This window comes from Cryobacterium lyxosi (genome assembly GCF_004403345.1).
In the GTDB taxonomy this organism is placed as follows: Bacteria; Actinomycetota; Actinomycetes; order Actinomycetales; family Microbacteriaceae; genus Cryobacterium; species Cryobacterium lyxosi.
In genome coordinates this window covers 186044-210766 of record NZ_SOGT01000011.1, presented here as the reverse complement: position 1 = coordinate 210766, position 24723 = coordinate 186044, and the positions used below count along the sequence as shown (strand labels likewise).

Annotated in this window: 17 protein-coding genes and 1 tRNA gene; 2 read left to right on the top strand and 16 right to left on the bottom strand. The window is 64.3% G+C overall.

What is annotated here, in order from left to right:
• Nucleotide 1 precedes the first annotated feature (1 nt).
• Together E3T27_RS09040 and polA are read right to left on the bottom strand one after the other, a co-directional pair.
• The gene (locus E3T27_RS09040; RefSeq protein ID WP_134572299.1) at nt 2-1675 is read right to left on the bottom strand and encodes a DUF885 domain-containing protein; all 1674 of its coding nucleotides are present in this window, start codon (nt 1673-1675) and stop codon (nt 2-4) included.
• Between the two features lie 74 nt (nt 1676-1749).
• On the bottom strand, nt 1750-4428 hold the full coding sequence (gene polA, locus E3T27_RS09035) for a DNA polymerase I (RefSeq protein WP_134572298.1): 2679 nt from the start codon (nt 4426-4428) through the stop codon (nt 1750-1752).
• Nucleotides 4429-4480: 52 nt separating this feature from the next.
• On the opposite strand from polA, the gene E3T27_RS09030 reads away from it, so the two are divergent.
• On the top strand, nt 4481-4906 hold the full coding sequence (locus E3T27_RS09030) for a hotdog fold thioesterase (protein ID WP_104198111.1): 426 nt from the start codon (nt 4481-4483) through the stop codon (nt 4904-4906).
• Here the strand turns inward: E3T27_RS09030 and E3T27_RS09025 are convergent.
• Together E3T27_RS09025 and E3T27_RS09020 are read right to left on the bottom strand one after the other, a co-directional pair.
• Nucleotides 4903-8406, bottom strand: coding sequence for a TM0106 family RecB-like putative nuclease (locus tag E3T27_RS09025; protein WP_134572297.1), 3504 nt, complete (start codon nt 8404-8406; stop codon nt 4903-4905). The genes E3T27_RS09030 and E3T27_RS09025 overlap by 4 nt on opposite strands.
• 131 nt (nt 8407-8537) lie before the next feature.
• Nucleotides 8538-9143: an ANTAR domain-containing response regulator gene (locus E3T27_RS09020; RefSeq protein ID WP_035879545.1), complete on the bottom strand. Its 606-nt coding sequence runs from the start codon at nt 9141-9143 to the stop codon at nt 8538-8540.
• A gap of 38 nt (nt 9144-9181) precedes the next feature.
• On the opposite strand from E3T27_RS09020, the gene E3T27_RS09015 reads away from it, so the two are divergent.
• Nucleotides 9182-9264 (top strand) — tRNA-Leu (locus E3T27_RS09015).
• A gap of 218 nt (nt 9265-9482) precedes the next feature.
• Here E3T27_RS09015 and pyk read toward each other — a convergent pair.
• The 12 genes from pyk to hisF form a co-directional block, all read right to left on the bottom strand.
• Nucleotides 9483-10928 (bottom strand): pyruvate kinase, encoded by a 1446-nt coding sequence (pyk, locus tag E3T27_RS09010; protein WP_134572296.1) that lies wholly within the window; start codon nt 10926-10928, stop codon nt 9483-9485.
• A gap of 66 nt (nt 10929-10994) precedes the next feature.
• Nucleotides 10995-12452: a glutamate synthase subunit beta gene (locus E3T27_RS09005; RefSeq protein ID WP_134572295.1), complete on the bottom strand. Its 1458-nt coding sequence runs from the start codon at nt 12450-12452 to the stop codon at nt 10995-10997.
• A complete protein-coding gene (gene gltB / locus E3T27_RS09000) occupies nt 12445-17022 on the bottom strand; it encodes a glutamate synthase large subunit (RefSeq protein WP_104197960.1) in 4578 nt (1525 codons plus the stop codon). The genes E3T27_RS09005 and gltB overlap by 8 nt, the downstream gene beginning before the upstream one ends.
• Before the next feature lie 150 nt (nt 17023-17172).
• On the bottom strand, nt 17173-18183 hold the full coding sequence (gene lgt / locus E3T27_RS08995; protein ID WP_104197959.1) for a prolipoprotein diacylglyceryl transferase: 1011 nt from the start codon (nt 18181-18183) through the stop codon (nt 17173-17175).
• Between the two features lie 65 nt (nt 18184-18248).
• A complete protein-coding gene (gene trpA, locus E3T27_RS08990; RefSeq protein WP_134572294.1) occupies nt 18249-19082 on the bottom strand; it encodes a tryptophan synthase subunit alpha in 834 nt (277 codons plus the stop codon).
• Nucleotides 19079-20290 carry a tryptophan synthase subunit beta gene (gene trpB, locus E3T27_RS08985; protein WP_134572293.1) on the bottom strand — a complete coding sequence of 404 codons (1212 nt, stop codon included), beginning with the start codon at nt 20288-20290 and terminating at the stop codon, nt 19079-19081. Before trpB ends, trpA begins: the two co-directional genes overlap by 4 nt.
• Nucleotides 20291-21061 (bottom strand): indole-3-glycerol phosphate synthase TrpC, encoded by a 771-nt coding sequence (trpC, locus tag E3T27_RS08980; protein WP_104197956.1) that lies wholly within the window; start codon nt 21059-21061, stop codon nt 20291-20293.
• Nucleotides 21062-21080: 19 nt separating this feature from the next.
• Complete coding sequence (locus E3T27_RS08975; RefSeq protein ID WP_104129063.1) at nt 21081-21302, bottom strand: DUF6704 family protein; 222 nt, start codon at nt 21300-21302, stop codon at nt 21081-21083.
• Between the two features lie 73 nt (nt 21303-21375).
• Entirely contained in the window at nt 21376-22023 is a 648-nt protein-coding gene (locus tag E3T27_RS08970) for a Trp biosynthesis-associated membrane protein (protein ID WP_166786160.1), read from the bottom strand.
• 11 nt (nt 22024-22034) lie between these two features.
• Entirely contained in the window at nt 22035-23591 is a 1557-nt protein-coding gene (locus E3T27_RS08965; RefSeq protein WP_134572291.1) for an anthranilate synthase component I, read from the bottom strand.
• A complete protein-coding gene (gene hisI / locus E3T27_RS08960) occupies nt 23588-23953 on the bottom strand; it encodes a phosphoribosyl-AMP cyclohydrolase (RefSeq protein ID WP_104197953.1) in 366 nt (121 codons plus the stop codon). The genes E3T27_RS08965 and hisI overlap by 4 nt, the downstream gene beginning before the upstream one ends.
• The gene (hisF, locus tag E3T27_RS08955; RefSeq protein ID WP_134572290.1) at nt 23953-24714 is read right to left on the bottom strand and encodes an imidazole glycerol phosphate synthase subunit HisF; all 762 of its coding nucleotides are present in this window, start codon (nt 24712-24714) and stop codon (nt 23953-23955) included. The genes hisI and hisF overlap by 1 nt, the downstream gene beginning before the upstream one ends.
• Nucleotides 24715-24723: the final 9 nt, after the last annotated feature.

Sequence of the window (24723 nt, the reverse complement as noted above, 5' to 3'; positions counted from 1 at the left end):
GTTACGCCAGCGCCGACCGCAGGGTGTCAAGGCCAACGCCGCCAAGGTCCAGGGCGCGACGATGAAATTCCTTGACCCTGAAGTTCGTTCCCTCGCGAGCGGCACACTCGTCGCGCAGCTGCTCCCAGATGCGCTGGCCCACCTTGTACGACGGCGCCTGGCCCGGCCAGCCCAGGTAGCGGTTGACCTCGAACTTCACGAAACTCTCGTTCATGTTGACGTTCTGACCGAGAAATTGGAAGGCATAGTCTGAAGTCCACGGGCCCGAACCGTCTGGCAGGGTCTTGCCGAGATGCACGCCGATGTCAAGGACCACACGAGCGGCGCGCATTCGCTGCCCGTCGAGCATTCCGAAACGGTCTGCCGGGTCGTCGAGGTAGCCGAGTTGTTCCATCAGTCGCTCGGCGTAGAGCGCCCAGCCCTCGGCGTGCCCCGACGTGCCGGCCAGCTGGCGGCGCCAGGTATTGAGCTTGGCCCGGTTATAGACGGCCTGGCCGATCTGCAGGTGGTGGCCGGGCACGCCCTCGTGATAAACGGTGGTGAGTTCGCGCCAGGTGTCGAATTCGGTCACTCCGACGGGTACTGACCACCACATGCGTCCGGGGCGGGAGAAGTCGTCGGTGGGGCCGGTGTAGTAGATGCCGCCCTCTTGGGTTGGCGCGATCATGCACTCGATGGTCTTGATCTCGTCGGGAATGTCGAATTGGGTTTCGGCGAGGTCGGCGACGGCTTTATCGCTGGTTTTCTGCATCCACTCCTGCAAGGCCTGCGTGCCGTGCAGTTTGCGTTTCGGGTCAGTGTCGAGGTAGGCGATGGCTTCGAGTACGCTCGCACCGGGTTTGATCTGGTCGGCGATCTTTTCTTGCTCTTCCACCATGCGAGCGAGTTCTTCGATGCCCCATTCGTAGGTTTCGTCGAGGTCGACAGTTGCGCCCAAAAAGCGACGGGAGGCGAGGGTATAGAGATCACGACCGATCGCGTCGTTTTCGGTGGCTCTACCCTCGAGTTCTGTGGTGAAGAAAGTGGCCAGTTTGTCGTAGGCGGTCGCTGAGCGGCGTGCGCCCACACCGAGGTCTGTGACCAGGGACGCCGGCAGTGCGCCATCGTCCACAGCGGCGTTCGCGGTGAACTCGGCGAAGAACCCGTCGATGGCTGCGTGGCGCTGCGCCTGGGCGAGCACCTCGCGCACCTGCCGAAGAGCCGGCGTCACGCCGCGTTCGATGCCGAGGCGCAGCGTGTCGATATACCCGTCGATGGCTGCGGGCAGATTGCCGAGCCGGGACGAAATGTTGGCCCAGTCGTCAACGGTCTTGGTCGGCATGAGGTCGAAGATCTCGCGAATCTCCTGCGCCGGGGATGCAATGACATTGAGGTCGCGCAGCTGTAACTCGGCGTCGGAGCTTTCCACGGTGAGGGCCAACTCGCTGCGCAGGTCGGTCTGGGTGACGTCATCGACGCTGTCGACCGGGTGGGCGGCATCCAGCTGGGCAATGGTCTTCTTCGCCTCGGCGACGAATCGTTCGTGGCCGGCGGGGGAATAGTCGCCGTAACGACCATCCCCCTCGGTGCGGCCGATGTAGGTACCCACCGTTGGGTCGAGGTCGACGAGGGTGTCCACCCACTCTTCAGCGATCTGGTCGATGGCCGTTGGCGTGCGCTGGATGTCGTGTGTCATGCCCCGAGCCTAGGACACGAGAGTTTCGACTGAACCCCCCAATCGGGGAGAGTGGCCGGTCAACCCGCACGGAACTAGTGGGCGGCTGCGTCCCAGTTGGGTCCGCGACCGACCTGCACCGTCAGCGGAACGAGCAGGTCGGCGGCGGACTCCATGTTGTGGGTGACAACCTGGCGCAGGGCGTCCCACTCCCCCGGAGCCACGTCGAAAATCAACTCGTCATGGACCTGGAGCAGCATGCTGGACCCCATTGAGGCATCCGCCAGGTCGGCGGCGATACCGTTCATGGCGATCTTCATGATGTCGGCCGCCGAACCTTGGATCGGAGCGTTGAGGGCCGCGCGTTCAGCGTTGTCGCGCAGCACTCGTTTGGGGCTGGCCAGGTCAGGGAACGGCCGGCGCCGCCCGTAGATGGTCTCGGTGTAGCCGTCGACCTTGGCCTGCTCAACGACGTTGCGCAGGTAGTCGCGCACCGCTCCGAACCGGTCGAAGTAGTCGGTCATGAGCTGCTTGGCTTCTTTGGTATCGATGCGCAGCTGCTTGGATAAACCGAAGGCGCTGAGGCCGTAGGCGAGCCCGTAGCTCATCGCCTTGACCTTGCTGCGCATCTCACCGGATACGTCAGCGGGGTCGACACCGAAAATACGCGAACCGACGAAACGGTGCAGGTCCTCGCCGGCATTGAAGGCTTCGATCAGCCCCGCGTCTTCGGAAAGATGCGCCATGATGCGCATCTCGATCTGTGAATAGTCCGCAGTGAGCAGGCTCTCGCTTCCCGCACCGGCTTGGAAAGCGGCACGGATGCGCCGACCCTCCTCGGTGCGAACGGGGATGTTCTGCAGGTTTGGATCGTTCGAGGAGATGCGGCCGGTCGTGGTACCGATCTGCACATACGTAGTGTGGATGCGCCCGGTGGTGTCGATGGCTTTATCGAGGGTCTCAACAATTTGCCGCAGCTTGGTGGCATCACGGTGCTTCAGCAGCAGGTCGAGGAACGGATGCGGGTTGCTCGCCTGCAGGTCGGCCAGGGCGCCGGCATCCGTTGAAAAACCGGTCTTGTTGGCCCGGGTCTTGGGCATCTCAAGCTGCTCGAACAACACGTCTTGTAGTTGTTTGGGTGAGCCGAGGTTCACCTCACGGCCGATTTCGGCGTACGCCGCCGCCGCGAGACTCGCGGTGCTGGCGCCGAGTTCAGCTGAAAGTTCGGCGAGTTGCTCGTGCGAGACGCTGACGCCGGCGAGCTCCATGTCGGCAAGAGCCAGCAGGGTGGGCAGTTCGATCTCCAGCAGCAGCTTGAGAGAGCCGGGGTCGAGCGCGGTCTCGACGGCGGCGAACACCCGCAGGGTGTACCAGGCCTGGGCGGGGGCGCCGGCCTGCTGGGTCTCGTCGGGCACGAGCTGGTTGGGGTCGGCCACCGGCAGTGCTTCGTCGAGGTACCGTGACACGAGGTCGGCCAGGGTCTTGTCCGGTCCCCCGGGGCGAAAGAGCCAGGCGCCGACCAGCGTGTCGAAGGCGAGGCCGGCCAAGGGCAAACCGCTGCGGCGCAGCGCCTTCACCTGGTGTTTGGCGTCGTTCATGATCTTCAGAGCGTCGCTCGCGAGCCAAGCTTCGAACGGAGCGTAGTCTTTGCGGCCCTGCTGCCACGGCAGCTTGATGGTTTCGGTCGGGCTGGCCAGTCCGAAACCGATGGCCTTGCCGTCTTGCACTTCCACCGTGAGGCCGAGTCCGGCCGGGTGCGCCGCCGTTGCCCGGTCGAGCCAGGACTGCAACTCTTCGTCGAGCAGGTCCTGCGCAATGGGCGATTGCACGGCTGGAACCTCGTCGATGGCGGCGACGAGAGCGGATGCTGCGGCCGCCGGGTCTTCCCCGGCGAGCTTGAGCACCCGGTCGAGCAACGTCTTGAATTCGAGGCGGGTGAAGATGTCACGCACAGCGTCGGTGTTCATGGCCCCGCGTTCGAGGCCGGCAACGGCCACAGGCAGCTCCAGGTCGGTGACCAGACGGTTGAGACGGCGGTTGCGAATCGCGTTCTCCCGCTGCTCGCGCAGGTTGTTGCCGACGACGCCCTTGATCTCGTCGGCGTGTTCAAGGATGCCATCGAGGCTGCCGTAGAGGCCGAGCCATTTGACGGCGGTCTTCTCGCCCACCTTGCTGATGCCGATCAGGTTGTCACTGGTTTCACCGACGAGGGCGGCGACGTCGGGATACTGCTCCGGTTCGACGCCGTAACGCTCGCGCACCCGGGCCGGGTCGTAGCGAGTGAGGGCGGACACGCCCTGGCTGGAAGGGTAGAGCAGGGTGACGGTCTCGTTGACGAGCTGGATCGCATCCCGGTCGCCAGAGACGACGAGTACGTTGTAGCCGGCCACGGTGCCTTGCACCGAGAGGGTCGCCAGAATATCGTCGGCCTCGAAGTCTTCCTTGGTGATGGTCGTGATGTTCATCGCGGCGAGGGCTTCTTGCAGCAGTGGAATCTGGCCGAGGAACTCCGGCGGTGTCGCATTACGCGTGCCCTTGTACTCCGGGTATTCCCTGGTGCGAAAGGATGCGCGCGAAATATCGAAGGCGACGGCGAGGTGGGTCGGCTTCTCGTTGCGCAGCAGGCTGAGCAGCATCGACAGAAAGCCGTGGATGGCGTTTGTATGCTGACCGGCATGGGTCTGGAAGCTGTCCACCGGCAAGGCGTAGAACGCCCTGAATGCCAGGGAGTGGCCGTCGATGATCATCAGGGTAGGCTTTTCGGAGTCCAACACTCCCTTAGCCTACAAGTGTCTCCCCGACAAGGCTCCCCGACCAAAGGTGATCATGTTCAATACGACTGACGACGCACTCGCCTGGGTTCAGCAGCGTGGCTGCGGAGATCTCGCCGACAAGATGGGGCTGGAGTTCACCGAGTTCACCATTGACCGGGCCGTGGCACGGATGCCCGTGGCGGGCAACACGCAGCCGGCCATGCTCATGCACGGCGGCGCCTATGTCGTGCTCGGTGAGTCGCTCGGCTCGATGGCCGCGAATCTGCATGCCGGACCGGGAAAACTCGCAGTCGGTATCGAAATCAACGCCTCGCACAATCGCTCGGCAACGTCCGGCTACGTCACGGGGGTGTGTACCCCGATTCATCTTGGCCGCACGCTCACCACCCACGAGATCGTCGTCACCGATGATGCCGGCCGGCGCTGCTCGACGATTCGCATCACGAACATCATCAAGGACTTGCCGCCGCAAGCCTAGATCTCGGCCGGGTCTGGCTCCACCAGGCTGATGAACGCGCTGAGTTCGGAGAGGCCGGCGGACGTTACCGGCAGGTATGCGGTCAGGGCAGGTGAGTAGATCAGGTACGCGGCCCATTTGGCTCGCGAGATGGCGACGTTGAGGCGGTTCTTCATAATGAGGAACGCCAGGCCGCGCGGTACGTCGTCGGCCGAGCTGGCGGCGAGCGTGACGATCGCGACGGCCGCCTCCTGACCCTGGAACTTATCGACCGTGCCCACTCTGACGTTGGAGTGGCCGGCAGCAGCCAGTGCCGCGTGTACGAGCGCCAGCTGGGCATTGTAGGGGGTTACGACGATCACGTCGGCTTCGCTGAGTGGGTCCTCGGTGCGGCAGTCGGTCGGGTCGGTCCAGAGCCGGCCGAGGACATTATGCACGAGTGCCACGACGGCTTCCGCTTCTTCAGCCGATGAAATGGCATTGCCGGTGTGCACCACCGGAACAGCGTGCAGCCCAGGCGTGACACCGGCGAGGAACCGGGTCGAGGTGATCGGATTGGCGCGCAGGAGTCCGCCGTAGGAGAGGCGGGAGACCGGGGCTGTCACCGCCGGATGCATGCGGCGACTCTCGGCCAGAAAATAGCCTCGCGTCCCTGACAGCACGTCGTGGCCGGCCGCGACCCAGCCGAGCGCTGACTGGTCTATCGGCTCGGGGTGCATGCCCTGGCTCACCTGCGGCAGTTGCTGCGGGTCACCCAGCAATAACAGGTTCTTCGCGCCGACGCTCGCCGCGATGGTCGAGGCGAGCGAAAACTGGCCCGCCTCGTCGACGACGAGCAGGTCCAGGCTGTGCCGCGGCACACGGGCAGGATTGCTGAAGTCCCAGGCAGTGCCGCCGATGACGAATCCGGAGTTGGCGTGGTCGAGTGCGAAGAGCAGCTGGCCGTCTTTGGGCAGCACCGTGTACACGGCCTGTGCCCGGTCAGCCCCGGTTTTGGCCACCTTTCCGACCAGCGCAGGGTCGAGCCCGGCCGTGACGATGGCGCCGAGCAGATTCTCAACGACTGCGTGGGATTGGGCGACGACGCCAATCTTCCAGCCATGCTGCTGCACGAGCGCCGTGATGACGTGGGCGCCGAGGTAGGTTTTGCCGGTGCCGGGTGGCCCCTGGATCGCAAGATACGACCTGTCGAGGTCACGCAGACTTGTCAGGACAGCGTCTATGGTCTCTCCGTCGACCGTGACGGCCGCCAGGTGTCCGGTATGGGTGCGCGGCGGGATGCGGCGCAAAATATCGACCATAGGGTCGCGCGGCCAGTCCGGCTGGGCGTCAACGATCGCTTGAGCCCACTCATCGATGGCGGGCTTCTGCTGCAACGGTCGGGGTGGTGCGGCCGGTGCGAGTGCGCTCGGTCGGTGGTCGTAGCGGGCGACATCTTTCAGCAGGGTCTCTTCGACCAGGATTGCGCCGTCGTCGTCGACCGCGAGCACTTTTACGGCGCGGTGGGTGCGAGCGCCCTCCGATGTGTCGGGGTTGGTGAAAGGCCCGGGGTATTCGTAGAGCAGGTATGGCCCGGCCTGGTCGCCCGGTTTGATGCTGCTGCCCGGTGCCAGACGCCCTCGAAGCCATAGGTGGCGACGATCGACGCGCTGCTGGCCCTCGCGAAACCAGTCACGGTCCACGTCGACGCGGTCGACTACGAGCACGTCGCGGGTGTCTTGCCAGTCGTCGATGGGGTATTCGAGCCGAGAATAGTGTCCCCACCAGAAACTCTTCTGCTCCCGGCGGTGGTAGTCGATCGCGGCGGCGGCGAAGGCTGCCGCTGCCTGGTCTGCGGTGCGCGACGTGCGGCCAGCCGTGGCCGCGATGGCGAGCAGGGCGTCGCGCACCGGCGACGGCTCGAGCGTGTCGGCATCCGCTTCGGGCTGGGTGCCGACTGAACGGATGCCCGCCCCACGCGCGAGCGCGAGCAGCCAGTCACGCAGCCGCAACGTTGACACACAGTCGTAGCGGTTGTAGTCGGCGATGGATTCCAGCATGCGCTGCGCTTCGGCCGTGTCGCCGTGCGCGTGCAGGTCTCGAGCGCCGGCATATTCGGTGATGGACTCCGCTGCGTTAGTGACCTCGCCGCCGCGCAGTTCGGAGCCCATGTAGAGCGGCTCGAGCTTCTTGATCGAGTAGGAGCGGGACCCGACACGCATGCTCTTGCGCACGAGCGGATAGAGGTCGACCAGCACGTTCTCACGCAGCAGCGAGTCGACCTGATCTTCGCCGATGCCATGCCGGGCAGCGAGGCTGAGCAGATGAGTGCGCTCGTACGCGGCGTAATGGTAGACGTGCATGCCCGGGTATCGAGCGCGACGCTCGACCAGGTACGCCAGAAAGTCCGTGAGTGCCTGCTTCTCCTCGGCCCAGGTGTGCGCCCAGAAGGCGCGAAAGGATTCATCGACGTCGACCAGACCGAACAGGTAGTCCAGGCCCCACTGCGTGGTCGCACCCTCGGTCGCAGTGTCTTCTGTGTACAGCGGGTCACCCTCGAAGTCGAAGAAGATATCGCCGGGATTTGGCTCGGGCAGCACCGCCAGCGTCCCCGGATTGCACAGATCTACCGGCGGCGCTGTCCCCGCGACCGCCTGAAGCTGGAGCCGCGCCTGTGTGCGCAGGGCGGCGAGCGTGGAATCGGCCATGCCGTCGATAGCGCCACCGGATGCAGCGAGTTCATCGATGGTGCAGAGGCCGGCGGCCGCAAGCCGGGCGCGCTGGGACGGCCGCAGACCGGCTACGAGAAGCAGGTCGCGGTGCTTCTGCACCTCTAGTTCACAAGTGACACAGCGCCCACAGACGGTGTAGCGCGGGTCACCCCACCTGACGAAGGCACTGTCGCCGAGGCGTTCCGTGATGATCTGCACGAGACGCTGTTTGCGCTTGCGGTATACCGGGCGAATGTCTTCCAGCTGGTGCACGCTGACGGAGCCATCGCCGAGCAACAGCTCGACGGTCTCAGCCGGGTCAACCCCAATGCGTTCGAGTTGTTCGGCGTACGCGGCCAGTTGCAGCAGGGCGGTCACCCGGGCGTGCCGGGCAAGTTTCGTGTCTTGTACCAACCAGGTGTGATCACTCTGCCGCACGATGAAGTCGGCGAATCCGAGGAAGACGATGGGGTCGGCTATGTTGGTCAGGCCATAATCGGAATCGAAGAAGGTGGCCTGAAAAATAACGTCGGTGTGCTCCGCGAAGGCCAGCCGCGTGTTCTCGGCGGCTGTCTCGAGGGCTGGGCGCGATATCCGCTCTGGCCGGGCGATCTCCACGACCGAATAGTCCTGCCGGTAGCGTTCGAGCACCCGATGTTCGTGCTCGTCGCCGAGCCGGGACGTGCGTTTGTGCATGGCGTCGACCGGTTCAGGAACCCCGTCAATGCGGCCGAGTTTCGCGTCGATACGGCGCAGAAACGCAAACTCGCAGACGGATGCAGCGCTCAGGTCACTCGCACTGGTCACCACCTGGCCATCCAGTAGGAACATGCGACCGCCCTTCGTTAATTTCGAGCGTAGCGGGCAGCACTGACACACCGTCCACCGGGCCCTGGGCTGGACCGCCAGACAGTAGAACGGCCCGGCAGAACCTGCCGGGCCGTTCTACTTTTAAACCGCGACTACTTCTTGGCGCTGAGCTGTTCGATGATCGCCTGCGACACATCGTGCATGGTGAGGCGCCGGTCCATCGAGGCTTTCTGGATCCAGCGGAAGGCTTCCGGCTCGGTCAGGCCCATTTTCTCGTTGAGCAGGCCCTTGGCCCGGTCGACGAGCTTACGGGTCTCGAACCGCTCGACCAGGTCGGCGACCTCAGCCTCGAGGGTGATGATCTGGCTGTAGCGCGAGAGGGCGATCTCGATTGCAGGCAGCAGGTCGTTCGGGGTGAAGGGCTTGACAACATAAGCGAGGGCGCCGGCTTCGGTGGCGCGTTCGACCAGTTCTTTCTGACTGAACGCTGTCAGCAGGACGACCGGTGCAATGTGCTCCTTGGAGAGGCGTTCAGCTGCGCTGATGCCATCCAGTTGGGGCATCTTGACGTCCATGATGACCAGGTCGGGGCGGAGTTCCCGTGCCAAGGCGACCGCAGTTTCTCCGTCACCGGCTTCGCCGACGACTTCAAAGCCGTTGTCGCGCAGAATCTCGACGATGTCGAGGCGGATGAGGGATTCATCCTCAGCGACGACAACGCGGCGCGGAGGGGTGGGGGTGCTGTCTTGGTCGGTCACGTGCAAAAGCCTACGGTATTCTGAACGAGTAGTTGTTAGCCGGTGTGGCGGAATGGCAGACGCGGAGCACTCAAAATGCTTTGTTCGCAAGGACGTGTGGGTTCGAGTCCCACCACCGGTACAATTTTTCACCAGTAAATGACCAGATCAAATGCAGTTTCTGACGCTGCTTGGCCTCACCGGCACGGATGTGCAGGTGAGGTTTTTTACACGGTCGCCGAGGTAGACCAGTTCGTCTCGGCGAAAGCGAGCGCACTGGCGGCACCAGAAATGAGTCGTCGATAACGACAAAAGCCTCGCTCCGTAAAAATCACAGAGCGAGGCTGATCGCGCTACACGCTATTTCTTGACGTACGCCGGCGCGACCTCGTTATGGGCGTCGCCCACGCGGTGCACGCGAATGTCATTGGTCGAACCGACGATTCCGGGAGGGGAACCAGAGATGACGACGACCTTGTCACCGATTTGCGCGAGTCCCTGACCGATGAGGATGTCATCCACCTGACCGAACATTGCGTCGGTGTGCGTGACCGGGTCCACCAGGTAGGTCTGAATGCCCCAGGTGAGGGCCAGACGACGACGGATGCCCGCCTCAGGGGTGAAGGCCAGCATCGGGATTTTCGACCGCAGACGCGACATGCGTCGGGCAGAGTCTCCCGACTCGGTGAAAATACAGAGGAACTTTGCGTCGACGAACTCGGCGACCTCGATGGCGGCCAGGGTGATGGCACCGCCCTGCGTGCGCGGCTTATTGGTCAGCTTGCCGATGCGCTCGAGTCCGTGCACCTCGGTGGACTCCACTATGCGGGCCATGGTCTGCACCGTGACAACGGGGTATGCTCCGACGCTGGTCTCACCGCTGAGCATGACGGCATCCGCGCCGTCGAGCACGGCGTTGGCGACGTCGCTGGTTTCCGCCCGGGTGGGTACCGGACTCAAAATCATGGATTCGAGCATCTGCGTGGCCACGATGACCGGCTTGGCCATGCGGCGAGCGATTTCCACGGCCTGCTTTTGTACAATCGGCACGGCCTCGAGCGGCAGCTCGACGCCGAGGTCACCTCGGGCGACCATGATCGCGTCGAAGGCGTGAACGATCTCTTCGAGGTTGTCGACGGCCTGCGGCTTCTCGATCTTGGCGATCACCGGAACGCGGCGACCTTCTTCGGCCATGATCTCGTGCACGCGGGTGATGTCATCGGCGCTGCGCACGAACGACAGCGCGATGAGGTCGGCTCCGAGACGCAGGCCCCAGCGCAGGTCTGCTTCGTCCTTCTCCGACAGGGCGGGAACGTTGACGGCGACGCCGGGCAGGTTGATGCCTTTGTTATTGGAGACCGGGCCGGCGACGATCACCCTGGTCGTGACGACGACGCCATCCGTTTCAACGACCTGCACCTTGACCTTGCCATCGTCGATGAGCAGAAAATCGCCGGGGTTCGCGTCGTGCGGCAGTCCTTTGAAGGTCGTGCCGGAGAGTTCTCTCGTGCCGAGTACGTCTTCGGTGGTGATCTTGAAGATGTCGCCGACGGCGAGGTCGTACGGGCCGCCTTCGAATTTACCCAGACGAATCTTCGGACCCTGCAGGTCGACCATGACGGCGATGGCACGACCGGAATCGTTGGCGGCCTTGCGCACATTGGCATAGACGCTCTCGTGCACCTGGTAGTTGCCGTGGCTCAGGTTCATTCGACATACGTCGACCCCCGCATCGATGAGAGCCCTGATCTGCTCGTAACTGGCAGCTGCCGGCCCAAGGGTGGCGACGATTTTTGCGCGTCTCATTCTGGTGAATCTCCGATTTCCGCGCTCTTCAAGCGCATGTGAACGTGGTGCAGGAAGGCTGGTGAATTAGAGGGCAAACGAGCGATCTGTGGGCTTGACGGGAGACGGCAGTTGCGTCTGCCCTTCCAGAAACTCATCGACCGCAGCGGCGGCGGCGCGACCCTCAGCAATGGCCCAGACGATCAGCGACTGGCCACGACCGGCGTCACCGGCGACGAAGACACCCTCCTGGCTGGTCTGGTAGTTGCCGTCACGCTCAACGTTGCCGTGCCCATCGAAGGGAACCTTCAGCTGGTGGCTGAGGTCGCTTTGTTCCGGACCGGTGAATCCCATGGCGAGCAACACCAGGTCGGCCGGAATCTCTCGTTCCGAACCGGCCTTGGGCACGCGGCGTCCGTCAAGGTACTCGGTCTCGGCGATGCGAATGGCACGCACCTCGCCGAATTCGTTGGAGAGAAATTCGACCGTTGACGCGAGGTACTGGCGGGTGCCGCCCTCTTCGTGAGCGCTGGACACCTCGAACAGGGTCGGCGATATCGGCCAAGGCTGGCTTTCCGGGCGGGTAGTGCCCGGCTGCTTGCCGATCGCCAGGTTGGTGACGGATGCTGCCAGCTGGCGATGCGCGGTGCCGATGCAGTCGGCACCGGTGTCACCACCGCCGAGCACGACGACGTGCTTACCCTCGGCGGTGATCAACGCTTCGATGCTTCCACCGGCACCGATCTTGTTCTGCTGAACCAGGAATTCCATGGCGAAGTGCACTCCGGGCAGATCGCGCCCCGGAATGGGCAGATCGCGGGGAACCATCGCCCCGGTCGCTACCACGACAGCGTCATAGCGGGCCCGCAGGTCGTCCCAGCTGATGTCCACACCGATGTTAACGTTCGCGCGAAACCGAGTGCCCTCGGCGGTCATCTGGGCGAGGCGCAGTTCGAGGTGCTTCTTCTCCATTTTGAAGTCCGGAATGCCGTAGCGCAGCAGCCCGCCAATGCGATCGTCGCGTTCGAACACGGCGACGGTGTGACCGGCGCGGGTGAGTTGCTGGGCTGCGGCCAGCCCGGCCGGGCCGGAGCCGACGACCGCGACGGTTTTACCGGTCAGGCGGCCGGGCGGCTGCGGCTGCACCCAGCCCTTCGCGAAGGCCTGGTCGATAATCGACACCTCGACCTCCTTGATGGTCACCGCCGGCTGGTTGATGCCGAGCACGCACGACGATTCACACGGCGCCGGGCAGAGGCGACCGGTGAATTCGGGAAAGTTGTTCGTCGCGTGCAGGCGTTCGATGGCGGCTCGACCCTCGTCGCGCCAGACCAGGTCGTTCCACTCGGGAATGAGGTTGCCGAGCGGGCAACCCTGGTGGCAGAACGGCACACCGCAGTCCATGCAGCGGCCGGCCTGCCGTTTGAGCACGGCACTATCACCCTGCTCGTAGACCTCTTTCCAGTCCATCAAGCGGATGGCCACCGGCCGACGAGCTGGCAGCTCACGTTCCGTGGTCTTCAGAAATCCCTTCGGATCAGCCATTGGTTACCTCCAGAATTCGATTCCAGACTACGAGTCCGTCGGGATCGAGTCCCTCATCGAGCGCCGTCTGTCTGGTCTCCAGTACGGCCGCGTAGTCGCGCGGCAGCACCTTGACAAATGTATCCATGGTTTCTTCCAGGTTGTCGAGCATCCGCTTGGCCAGCTCGGAGTCGGTTTGGTCCCGATGCTGTTCGAGCAGGTCGCGCACGATCTCACGGTCGACACTTTCGAGTGCCAGCAGGCGCAACTCCCCCGAGGTCAACGCATCACGGTTGACCCGTTCGGCGGTAAGCCCGTAGACGTAGGCCGTGCCGCCGCTCATCCCAGCTCCGAGGTTGCGTCCGGTCTCGCCGAGGATGACTGCGAGACCCCCGGTCATGTACTCGAGGGCGTGGTCGCCCACACCCTCCACGACGGCGATCGCGCCGGAGTTACGCACCAGGAATCGTTCGCCGACGATGCCGCGAATGAACATACTGCCCTGGGTAGCCCCGTAACCGATGACGTTTCCGGCGATGACGTTGTCTTCGGCGGGAAATTGGCTGGCCCGATCGGGGCGCACGACGATCTGCCCGCCCGACAGGCCCTTGCCGACATAGTCGTTGGAATCCCCTTCGAGCCGCAGGGTGATGCCGCTCGGCAGGAACGCTCCGAATGATTGCCCAGCGGACCCGGTGAGGGTGACCTCGATGGAGCCGGCCGGCAGGCCGTTTTCGCCATGCCGCAGGGTGACCTGGTTGCCGAGCATGGTTCCGACGGCGCGCTCGGTGTTGCGGATCGGCAGGTCGATGCTGATCGTGCCGCCATGCTCGAGCACGTTCTGGCTTCGGCGAATCAGTTCGTTGTCGAAGTGTTTGTCGAGTTCGTGCTCCTGGGAGCGGGCCCACTTGCGCGGTTCGCTCTCGGAAAAGTCCGGGCCGCTCAGAATGGGTGAGAGGTCCAGCCCCTGCGCTTTCCAGTGGGTCAGGGCACGGTTGACGTTCAGCACCTCACGGTGACCGATGGCTTCGTCCAGACTGCGGAATCCCAGCTCGGCGAGGTACTCACGCACCTCCTGGGCGATGAACTCGAAGAAGTTCACGACGTGGTCAGCCTGACCGTTGAAGCGTTTGCGCAACTCCGGGTTCTGCGTGGCGACGCCGACCGGGCAGGTGTCGAGGTGACAGACGCGCATCATGATGCAGCCCGAGACGACGAGCGGCGCGGTGGCGAAACCAAATTCCTCGGCGCCGAGCAGGGCACCGACGAGCACGTCACGCCCGGTCTTCAGCTGGCCGTCTACCTGCACGACGACGCGGTCACGCATGCCGTTGAGCATGAGCGTCTGCTGGGTCTCGGCGAGGCCGAGTTCCCACGGCGTACCGGCGTGCTTGAGCGAGTTGACCGGGCTGGCGCCCGTTCCGCCGTCGTGCCCACTGATCAGGATCACGTCGGAGAGGGCCTTGGCGACACCGGCCGCAACGGCTCCGATACCGGACTGGCTGACCAGTTTGGTGTGAATGCGGGCCTTCGGGTTGGCCCGTTTCAGGTCGAAGATGAGCTGCTTGAGGTCTTCGATCGAGTAGATATCGTGGTGCGGTGGCGGCGAGATGAGGCCGACGCCGGCCGTGGCGTGCCTGGTGCGAGCGATCCACGGGTACACCTTGGTGGGCGGCAGCTGACCGCCCTCACCGGGCTTGGCACCCTGGGCAAGTTTGATCTGGATGTCATCGGCGTGGGTCAGGTACATGCTCGTGACACCGAATCGACCGGACGCAACCTGCTTCACAGCGCTACGCCGGGTCGGGTCGAGTAGACGGTCGAGGTCTTCGCCGCCTTCGCCGGTGTTGGACTTACCGCCCAGGCGGTTCATTGCAATCGCGAGGGTCTCGTGCGCTTCCTGCGAAATGGAGCCGTAGCTCATCGCGCCGGTGGAGAACCGTTTGACGATCTGGGAGACCGATTCGACCTCGTCAAGGGGTACCGGGGGGCGCTGGCCGGGGCTGATCGTGAACATGCCCCGCAGCGTCATCAGGGATTCGGCCTGATCGTCGACCATCTTCGTGTATTCGCGGAAGATGTCGTAGCGCCGGGTGCGGGTGGCGTGCTGCAGCCGGAAAATGGTCTCCGGGTTGAACAGGTGCGGGGCGCCGTCCCTGCGCCACTGGTATTCGCCGCCGGTCGCGAGGCGTTCGTGGGCGGTGACGGCGGCATCCATCGGATAGGCGGATGCGTGCCGCGCCAGGTTTTCCACGCCGATCACGTCGATGTCGACGCCGCCGAGCTTGCTCGTCGTTCCGGTGAAGTACTGGTCGACGAAGGACTGGGCCAGGCCAACGGCTTCAAAGGTTTGCGCGCCGGCGTATGACGACACGGTGGAGATGCCCATCTTGGACATGATTTTGAGCACGCCCTTACCGAGGGCCTTGATGACGTTGCGTACCGCCTTTTCAGGCGTCACGTTGGTGATGATTCCGCTGCGCACGAGGTCTTCGCACGTTTCCATTGCCAGGTACGGGTTGACGGCGGACGCGCCGTAGCCGATCAGCAACGCCACGTGGTGCACCTCGCGCACGTCACCGGCCTCGACGACGATGCCGACCTTCATACGGTGTTCGGTGCGAATCAGGTGGTGGTGCACGGCCGCGATCATGAGCAGCGATGGGATCGGTGCGAGGTCTTTGTTGGAGTCGCGGTCACTCAACACGATGAACAGCGCGCCGGCCTCTATGGCCTCGTCGACCTCAACGCAGATGGCAGCGAGGCGCTGTGACAGCGCGTCGGTGCCTTCTTCGACGCGGTAGAGGCCACGAATGGTCGTGGTGGTGCGGCTGCCGACCACAGGGTCAATGTGCTGGATCTTCGCCAGTTCGTCGTTATCGATGACCGGGAAATCCAAAATGACCTGGCGGGCATGCTCCGGACCGGCGGAGAGCAGGTTGCGTTCCGGCCCGAGAGCGAGCTTGAGGCTCGTGACGACTTCTTCGCGAATCGAGTCGAGCGGGGGGTTGGTGACCTGCGCGAACTGTTGGGTGAAGTAGTCGAACATGAGGCGTGGGCGGTCGCTGAGCACGGCGATGGGGGTGTCGCTACCCATGGCGCCCAGCGGTTCAGCGCCGGTTCTGGCCATCGGGGCGAGCAGAATGCGCACCTCCTCTTCGGTGTAGCCGAAGGTGCGCTGACGACGCACTACGGATGCCGGTGGGTGCACGATGTGCTCTCGCTCCGGGAGGTCCTTGAGGTTGATGCGCCCCTTCTCGAGCCAGTCTCCCCACGGTTCGCTCGCGGACAGTTCTGCTTTGATCTCCCGGTCGTCGATGATGCGGCCGGCCTTGGTGTCGACCAGGAACATCTGTCCGGGGCGCAAGCGGCCCTTACGCACGACGCGGGCCGGGTCGATGCCGAGCACGCCGATTTCGCTCGCGAGCACGACGAGGCCGTCGTCGGTGACGAGGTAGCGTCCGGGGCGCAAGCCGTTGCGGTCGAGCGTTGCCCCTACCAGGGAACCATCGGTGAAAACGATCGCGGCTGGACCGTCCCACGGCTCCATGAGCATGGAATGGTATTCATAGAAGTCACGACGTTCGTCGTCGAGGTCGGTCTGGTTCTCCCACGCCTCGGGCACCATCATCATGATGGCGTGTGGCAGCGAACGACCGGACAGGCTGAGCAGTTCGACAACCTCATCGAAGGAGGCCGAGTCGCTTGCGCCCGGGGTGACGATCGGCAGCAGTGGTGCGACGTCGCCGAGCAGCTCGGATTCGAGTTGGGACTGGCGCGCACGCATCCAGTTGCGGTTGCCCTGCACCGTGTTGATCTCGCCGTTGTGGGCGATCATGCGGAACGGCTGGGCCAGGGGCCAGGACGGGAACGTGTTTGTGGAATAGCGGGAGTGTACGAGGGCGAGTGTCGAGACGAAGCGTTCGTCGGACAGGTCGGGGTAGAACGGTTCGAGCTGCAGGGTGGTGACCATGCCCTTGTAGACCAGGGTGCGACTGGACAGAGAGACGAAGTAGATCTCAAGTTCGCGTTCGGCACGCTTGCGCAGCCGAAACGTCTGCCGATCCAGCGCGATATCTGAAAACGGGTCGCCAGATTCGGTGGTGCGGGTGCTCTGCACGAACAGCTGCTGAATGGCGGGCATATTGGCGCGGGCCTGGATGCCGAGGTCTTCCGGGTGCACCGGAACCTCGCGCCAGCCGAGGATGGTGAGGCTTTCCTCCTCAGCGATCAGGCTGATCGCGCGTTTGATCCTGGTGCGCGCGGTCGGGTCGGTCGGGAGGAACACGTTACCAACGGCGTACTGACCCATCGGGGGGAGCGCGAAATCGGTCACGGCGCGCAGGAACGCATCCGGTACCTGCGTGATGATGCCGGCGCCGTCACCGGTTCCGGCGTCGGAGCCGACCGCGCCGCGGTGCTCGAGGTTGCGCAGGGCATCGAGGGCCTGGGTGATGATGTCGTGTCCGGCGGTTCCCCGCAGGGTCGCCACCATGGCCAGGCCACACGCGTCGCGTTCGGCCGACGGGTCGTACAGACCGGATGCTTCGGGCATGCTGCTAAAGCGGGAATAGAGAGGTTTCTGCGCCATGGAGACCGTCCTCACGAAATGATTGGCTGTAAGGGACGACGTTGGCCCGATGGTGAAGTGTGCAGGAGACCGTAGCGGCGCCCTGTTCGGGACGGGCCCGTAACCGGACGCCAATACGGGTATGTCAGCTGGGATTGCGCAGACGTGAGACTACAGACGCGGAGCGCTCGTGCTTGTGGCTGCGGTCGCGGGTGATTCGGGGTGATCGGCATCATCGCTCTGATCCGCGGTGGTGTTGTCTTCTGGTTCCGAATCGCTGTCCTCGAATTCTACCCCAGCGTCAGGGGCAATCCATTCCCGCCCGGAAACATACGGGCTGGACTCAAGTCCCGGGTGGCGGTGACGCTGCACGAAAATGATGACCAGACCGAGCGCGATGGCAGCCAGGGCAGCCCAGACGTTGGTTCGGATGCCGAAGTAGATCTCGCTCGGGTCGATGCGAATCGACTCAAAAAAGCTACGTCCCAGTCCGTACCAGATGAGGTAGGCACCCAGGGTCTGACCGAACCGCAGACGGAATTTGCGTTCGAGGTAGAGGATGACGGCCACACCGAGCAGGTTCCAGATGATTTCATAGAGAAAAGTCGGGTGGAACAGCGTGCCGGACGGCAGCCCGACCGGGAAGGCAACATTGCTCGCTTCGATTTCGAGGCCCCAGGGCAGGGTCGTCGGCAGACCGAACAGTTCGTGGTTGAACCAGTTGCCGAGCCGGCCGGTGGCCTGCGCGACGAGCAGCGCTGGCGCGACGGCATCGGCGAACGTCCAAAAGCGGATGCCCGTCAGCCGGCAGCCGATATAGGCGCCGACGGCGCCACCGATCAACGATCCGAAGATGGCGTTGCCGCCCTCCCAGATGTACAGGGTGCGCAGCAAGTCGGCGCCCTCAAAGAAGTAGTCCCCCGGGTGGGTGAGTACGTGGTAGATGCGCGCCCCGACGATGCCGAGCGGGACCGCCCAGAGAATGATGTCCAGTACGACACCCGGTTCTGCCCCGCGCTTGGTGAGGCGGCGTGAGGTGATGACCGTCGCAAGAATGATTCCAGCGAGGATGCATAACGCGTACGCGTGGATCCGGAACGGACCGAGGTCGAAGAAGCTCCACTCAGGGCTCGGGATACTCGCGCTCAGAAGATTCAAAGACACCGGGGTACTACCTTTCATCGTGACTCACGTCACCTGGGGCGAATTGATCGCCGCGAACAATTGAGTGTGGAGCGCGCCTGGATTTACTGGGGGGTTGAAGCCGGGCGGATATTGTTAGCGCCGGCGGCCAGGTCGAGAGCCAGACGGGCGACGGCTTGCACTCCCCCGTCGGTGAGTGCTTTCACGAGGGCTGACCCGACAATGGCGCCGTCGGCGTAGCCGAGAATTTCACGCACGTGCTCGGGGGTCGAAATGCCGAGGCCGACGCACGCGCTGGTGCAGCCGACCGCGCGCAAGCGCTCCACCAGAATACGAGCGGCCGCGTCCACGCCGGCGCGAGCGCCGGTAGTTCCCATCGTCGAGACGGTGTACACGAAGCCGCGGCTCGCCTCGATCGCCTGCACCAGGCGTGCGTCAGACGACGACGGTGCGGCCAAAAAGACGCGGTCGAGGTCGCTGCGTTCGCTTGCGGTCATCCAGTCGTCGGCTTCGTCGGGAATGAGGTCTGGTGTGATCAGACCGGCACCGCCAGCGGCGCGCAGGTCGTCGGCGAATCGTTCAACGCCGTACTGCAGGACGGGGTTCCAGTAGGTCATGACCAGAACGGGGGCATCAACCTGTGCGGTGATGGCCCGGATCGCCTCGAACCCGTGGCGCAGCTTGAATCCGTTGGCCAGTGCCTGTTGGGTGGCCGCCTGGATGACGGCCCCGTCCATCACCGGGTCGGAGTAGGGCAGGCCCAGTTCGATAATGTCGACGCCGTTGGCCACGAGCGCCACCGCAGCGTCGATGCTGTCGGTCAGCGTGGGGAAACCAACCGGAAGGTAGCCGATGAGGGCTCCCCCGCCCTCAGAGCGCCTCCGGGCGATGGTGTGTTCGACCGTGCTCACAGCGCCGCTGGTGATGGGGGTCGTCATGACTGTTCCGCGCCTTCGTCGAGCAGGTCGAAGTACCGACCGGCTGTTTCCATGTCCTTGTCGCCGCGACCGCTGAGGTTGACCAGGATGGTTGCCTCCGGGCCGAGTGCGCGACCAAGCTCGAGGGTGCCGGCGAGGGCATGGGACGACTCGATCGCCGGAATGATGCCCTCGGTGCGACTCAGCAGCCGCAGGGCGCTCATTGCCTCGTCGTCGGTGATCGGTAGATAGGTGGCCCGGCCGATGCTGGCAAGCCAGGCGTGCTCCGGCCCGACGCCCGGGTAGTCGAGGCCCGCCGAAATGGAGTGCGAATCAACGGTTTGACCGTCTTCGTCCTGCAGCAGCATGCTGCGGGCGCCGTGCAGCACACCGGGGCGGCCCTTCGTGATGGTCGCCGCATGCCTGGGCGTTTCGACGCCGTCGCCAGCCGCTTCATAGCCGAACAGGGCGACATCGGGGTCGTCGAGGAAGGCGTCGAAGATCCCCATGGCGTTAGAACCGCCGCCGACACAGGCGGTGACCGCGTCCGGCAGGCCCCCGGTCAGATCGAGAACCTGCTTCCGGGCCTCCTCACCGATGATTTTCTGAAAGTCACGCACCATGGCCGGGAACGGATGCGGTCCGGCCACGGTCCCGAAAATGTAGTTGGTGGTTTCGACGTTGCTGACCCAATCGCGCATGGCGTCGTTGATGGCGTCCTTCAGGGTGCGCGAGCCGGTTTTCACCGGAACGACCTCGGCGCCGAGCAGGCGCATTCGAGCGACGTTGAGGGCTTGACGTTCGGTGTCGACCTCTCCCATATAGACGACGCACTCCAGCCCGAACAGGGCCGCGACGGTGGCCGTGGCCACACCGTGCTGGCCGGCCCCGGTTTCAGCGATCACACGGGTCTTGCCGATGCGCTGGGTGAGCAGGGCCTGGCCGAGGGCATTGTTGATCTTGTGCGAACCGGTGTGGTTGAGGTCTTCACGCTTGAGGATGATACGGGCACCACCGGCATATTCGGCGAAGCGCGGCACCTCGGTGATGATGGAGGGACGACCGCTGTAGTTAATGTGCAACTTCGTCAAGGCCGCTGCGAAAGCCGGATCGTTTCTGGCGAGTTCGTATTCCGCCGTCAATTCATCGAGCGCCGCCACGAGGGACTCGGGCACGAACCTGCCGCCGAAGTCACCGAAATAGGGGCCGGGCTGTGTACGTAGAGACATTTAGACCGCCAAAAACTCAGAGAGGGTTCGGATGGGATCGCTCGTGACGAGCGCTTCGCCGACCAGGACGACATCGGCGCCGGCACCACGGTAGTGCGCGACGTCGGCGGCAGTCTTGACGGCGGATTCGGCGACACGGATGACGCCGGAGGGAATTGTGCCGGCGAGAGTGCCGAAGAGGTTCGGATCGAGCTCAAAGGTAGACAGGTCGCGCGCGTTGACCCCGATCAGGCTCGCTCCGATGTCGAGAGCGCGACTGACTTCGTCGCCACTGTGCGTTTCGACCAGGGCGGTCATGCCGAGCTCGTGGACAAGCTCGTGCAACGAGAGCAGCGTGGCTTGATCGAGGGCGGCGACGATGAGCAACACCAGATCGGCGCCCGCAGCGCGGGCCTCGAACACCTGGTACGGCGTGCCGATGAAGTCCTTGCGCAGGAGGGGAATGCTCACCGCAGCCCGCACCTGCTCGAGGTCGGTCATCGAGCCGTGAAAACGGCGACCCTCGGTGAGTACGCTGATAGCACTGGCCCCCCCGGTTTCATAGGAGACTGCCAGGGCTGCCGGATCGGTGATGGACGCCAGGGCGCCACGGCTCGGGCTGGCCCGCTTGATTTCTGCGAGAATCTTGACCCGGTCAGTGGGGGCCAGGGCCGCCAAGGCATCGAGGGCGGGCGCGTGGGCGCGCGCCGCAGCCTCCACGCTCGCCAGCGGGCGAGTGAGGAGGCGCTGTTCGGCGTCAGAGAGCGCGCCAGCGAGAAGTTCTTGGAGCACCAGGTCTCAGCGCCGACTGCTAGTGGCCGGTCGACGTGGCGCTGACGCCGTAGCCGACTTTGCCGAGTACGTAGCCGACGATGAGTCCGGCAATGAGCAATCCGAATGAGGCCCAGACGAGCCAGACCAGGTTGAAGAAGAATGCTGTGGTGCCGATGGTGAAGGCAGCCAGCATGATGATGACCGCGATCCAAGCCGCCGGGGAGTGGCCGTGTCCGGGATCTGACAGATCGATGCTCATGGTTCTCCTCGTGAATGCGTAAGCCTGTGTGCGTTGACAAGCAAATCAAGTCTAGCGGAGCGGCAGCTCGTCCCTAGCGAGCGGTCGGGTCTTCGCCGCGACTGAGATCGTCCCAGTCGCCGACGGAGTCCGCCGGTGTGGGCTCGGTCGACACATCAACGGTCACGGGCGCAGCTTTCAGGGAACCGTCGGGAGCGGCTACCGGTTCAAAACGCACGCCCTGGTATTTACGGGTCGGCCCGGGCCACCGTGCGCTCGTCGTGATGACGGTCACACCGGTCGCCGCCATAACGACTGCGGCGCCCATTGCGACGAACGGCCACGCGGTGACCACCGTGCCGAGGACGCTCAACTGAATGGACTCATGCCCGGCAACTCCGGTCGCAGCGGTGACCGCAGCGGCACTGGCTTGGGAGGGGTCCTCGACCGCGAGGTATGCGGCGAGAAACACCGAGAATCCGAGAAGAACTTCGAGCGCACCGAGCACGACTCGAATGAGCCGACCCGCGATGGTGAGGGCCGCGGCGAGGGCGAACCCGGAGAGCGCCAGCGCCGTCAGTGCCGGCGCGGCGATGGCTCCGTCGATTTGGAGCACCTGGGTGCCAGCGTCGGGCAGCCCCACCTCGGCGCGCACCCAGACCTGCGTCCAGGCCAGCATTGCCAGGGCACTCGCTCCCAAAATGGCGAGAATGAGCACGAGTTTGAGGCGACGCGGAGACATCCGTTCCCTCATCAGAACACTCGCCGCATCGCGTTGGCGATAGCGACGGCGCGCAGGGGTGCTGCCGCTTTGTTCTGCGACTCCTGATACTCGGAGGCCGGATCGGAATCGGTGACGACGCCGCCGCCGGCCTGCACCCGGGCGACGCCGTCCTTGATGGTGGCGGTACGGATGGCGATAGCCAGGTCGGCGTCGCCGGCGAAGCCGAAGTAGCCCACCACTCCCCCGTAGACGCCACGCTGGGCTGGTTCGAGGGCGTCGATGATCTCGAGCGCCCGCGGTTTCGGCGCGCCCGACAGGGTGCCGGCCGGGAACGTGGCACGGAAGACGTCGATCGCGGTCTTACCGGGAACCAGATTGCCCTCGACCGAGGACACCAGGTGCATGATGTGGCTGAACCGTTCGATGCGCATGAATTCGGTCACTTCGACCGACCCGGCCGCGCAGACCTTGAGCAGGTCGTTGCGGGCGAGATCGACGAGCATGAGGTGCTCGGCACGTTCTTTCGGGTCTTCGGCGAGCTCGATCGCGTAGTCGGCGTCGGCATCCGGTGTGGTGCCACGGGGTTTCGAGCCGGCGATCGGGTGGGTGAAGACGCGTTGGTCTTGCACCTTGACGAGCGCTTCGGGCGAGGACCCGACGATCCAGTACGGCTCGCCCGCCGGCGTTTCCAGGCTGAGCAGGTACATGTATGGGCTCGGGTTGAGGCTGCGCAGCACCCGGTAGACGTCGATGGGGTGTGCGGTGCAGACCTGGTCGAAACGCTGGGAGATGACGACCTGAAACACGTCGCCGTCGACGATGTGCTGTTTGCCGATATTGACGGCGGCGAGAAAATCGTCTCGCGTGGTGCGGTGGAGCGGCGCGCTCGGCGCCTGCAGGTCAACCTCGGCCAGCCAGGCTTCTCCGGGCGCGGCGAGACGGGTTTGCAGTGAATCCAGTCGTGTGCTCGCGTCAGCCCAGAGCTTTTCGGGGGTGTCGGCACCGTCGTTGAGCACGTTGGCGATGAGCTGCACGGTTCCGTACTTGTGGTCGAGGACAACGAGGTCGGCAACGAAGCTGAAGGACTGGCCTGGCACGTCGTAGTCGGCCGGCGGCTGGTGCGGCAGGCGTTCGATCTGGCGAATTGCCTCCCAGCCGATGAAGCCGACCAGTCCGCCCGTGAGTGGAGGGTGCTCGGGCAGCCTGGGCGTCTGCCAGCGTTCGAACAAGTAGGCCAGAGCGTCGAGCGGTCCGAGATCGGCTGCGGAACCGAGCGCACGCTCGGCGGAGAGCCCGTAGTCGATCCAACGGGTGTCGTCGCCCTGTTGGGTGAGCACACCGAACGAGGAGACACCGACAAACGAGAACCGAGACCAGATACCGCCCTGTTCGGCGGACTCCAGCAAAAAGCTGCCCGGCAGCCCCTCGGCGAGCTTGCGATAGATGCCGACCGGGGTCTCACCGTCGGCGAATAGTTCACGGATCACCGGGATCACCCGGTGCTCCCCGGTCAACGCGTCAAACTGATTGCGCGTCGTCGAACCGGCGGTACGGGAACCGGTTGCGACTGGGATACCGTCACTCATTCCATCGGCCTATCCATGGTAATCGCGCCCAGGTCGCGGCCGTCGAAGCAGGTATGCGTGCCGGTGTGACACGCCGCTCCAACCTGGTCGACCTGCACGAGCAGGGTGTCGCTATCGCAGTCGAAGGCGGCCGATTGCACATACTGGGCGTGGCCGGAGGTGTCGCCCTTACGCCAGAACTCCTGCCGGCTGCGCGACCAGAACGTGACGCGTCCCTCGGTGAGGGTGCGGCGCAGCGCTTCCCGGTTCATCCACCCGAGCATGAGCACTTCGTGGGTGTCCCATTGCTGGATGACGGCGGGCAGCAGCCCGTTGTCACTGAATACAGCGGCGTCCAGCTGATCGGTCAGTTCGTTGGTCATCAGCGCACCAGCATTCCGGCGTCGGCGAGCTCACGCTTGACGTCGCCTATGGTCAATAGTTGATTGTGAAAAACAGATGCCGCGAGAACAGCATCCGCGCCGGCTCGGATCGCCGGCGGAAAGTCCTCTACCCGCCCGGCGCCACCGGAGGCGATCACCGGAACCCGACTATTCGTGCGCATGAGCGCGATCAGGTCGGTATCGAAACCGGTTTTGGTACCGTCGGCGTCGATCGAGTTGACCAGGAGTTCTCCGGCACCGAGCTCGATCGCTCGCTGGGCCCAGGCCACGGCATCCAGGTCGGTCTCGGTACGACCACCGTGTGTGGTGACAACGAAACCGCTCTCGGTGCGTTCGGACCGTTTTACGTCGAGGCTCAACACGAGAACCTGAGCGCCGAACCGGTCGGCGATTTCAGCGATGAGGGCGGGCCGGGCGATGGCCGCGCTGTTGACGCCGACCTTGTCAGCGCCGCTCGCCTGCAGCCGGGAGACGTCTTCGACGCTGCGGATGCCGCCGCCGACCGTCAACGGAATGAACACCTGCTCAGCGGTGGCGCGCACCACGTCATAGGTCGTTGAGCGGTTGTCCACCGTGGCCGTGACGTCGAGAAAGGTCAGTTCGTCGGCACCCTGCTCGTAGTAGCGCCGCGCCAGTTCGACCGGATCGCCGGCGTCGCGCAGATTCTGAAAGTTGACGCCCTTGACGACACGACCGTTGGCCACATCAAGGCAGGGAATGACGCGCACACTCAAACTCATGCGAGTTCT

Bases quoted from the DNA above. Each gene is read 5' to 3' on its own strand.
- E3T27_RS09040 (WP_134572299.1), bottom strand. From the start codon at position 1,675: ATGACACACGACATCCAGCGCACGCCAACGGCCATCGACCAGATCGCT.
- E3T27_RS09030 (WP_104198111.1), top strand. From the start codon at position 4,481: ATGTTCAATACGACTGACGACGCACTCGCCTGGGTTCAGCAGCGTGGC.
- E3T27_RS09025 (WP_134572297.1), bottom strand. From the start codon at position 8,406: ATGTTCCTACTGGATGGCCAGGTGGTGACCAGTGCGAGTGACCTGAGC.
- pyk (WP_134572296.1), bottom strand. From the start codon at position 10,928: ATGAGACGCGCAAAAATCGTCGCCACCCTTGGGCCGGCAGCTGCCAGT.
- E3T27_RS09005 (WP_134572295.1), bottom strand. From the start codon at position 12,452: ATGGCTGATCCGAAGGGATTTCTGAAGACCACGGAACGTGAGCTGCCA.
- gltB (WP_104197960.1), bottom strand. From the start codon at position 17,022: ATGGCGCAGAAACCTCTCTATTCCCGCTTTAGCAGCATGCCCGAAGCA.
- lgt (WP_104197959.1), bottom strand. From the start codon at position 18,183: ATGAAAGGTAGTACCCCGGTGTCTTTGAATCTTCTGAGCGCGAGTATC.
- trpA (WP_134572294.1), bottom strand. From the start codon at position 19,082: ATGACGACCCCCATCACCAGCGGCGCTGTGAGCACGGTCGAACACACC.
- trpB (WP_134572293.1), bottom strand. From the start codon at position 20,290: ATGTCTCTACGTACACAGCCCGGCCCCTATTTCGGTGACTTCGGCGGC.
- E3T27_RS08975 (WP_104129063.1), bottom strand. From the start codon at position 21,302: ATGAGCATCGATCTGTCAGATCCCGGACACGGCCACTCCCCGGCGGCT.
- E3T27_RS08970 (WP_166786160.1), bottom strand. From the start codon at position 22,023: ATGTCTCCGCGTCGCCTCAAACTCGTGCTCATTCTCGCCATTTTGGGA.
- E3T27_RS08965 (WP_134572291.1), bottom strand. From the start codon at position 23,591: ATGAGTGACGGTATCCCAGTCGCAACCGGTTCCCGTACCGCCGGTTCG.
- hisI (WP_104197953.1), bottom strand. From the start codon at position 23,953: ATGACCAACGAACTGACCGATCAGCTGGACGCCGCTGTATTCAGTGAC.
- hisF (WP_134572290.1), bottom strand. From the start codon at position 24,714: ATGAGTTTGAGTGTGCGCGTCATTCCCTGCCTTGATGTGGCCAACGGT.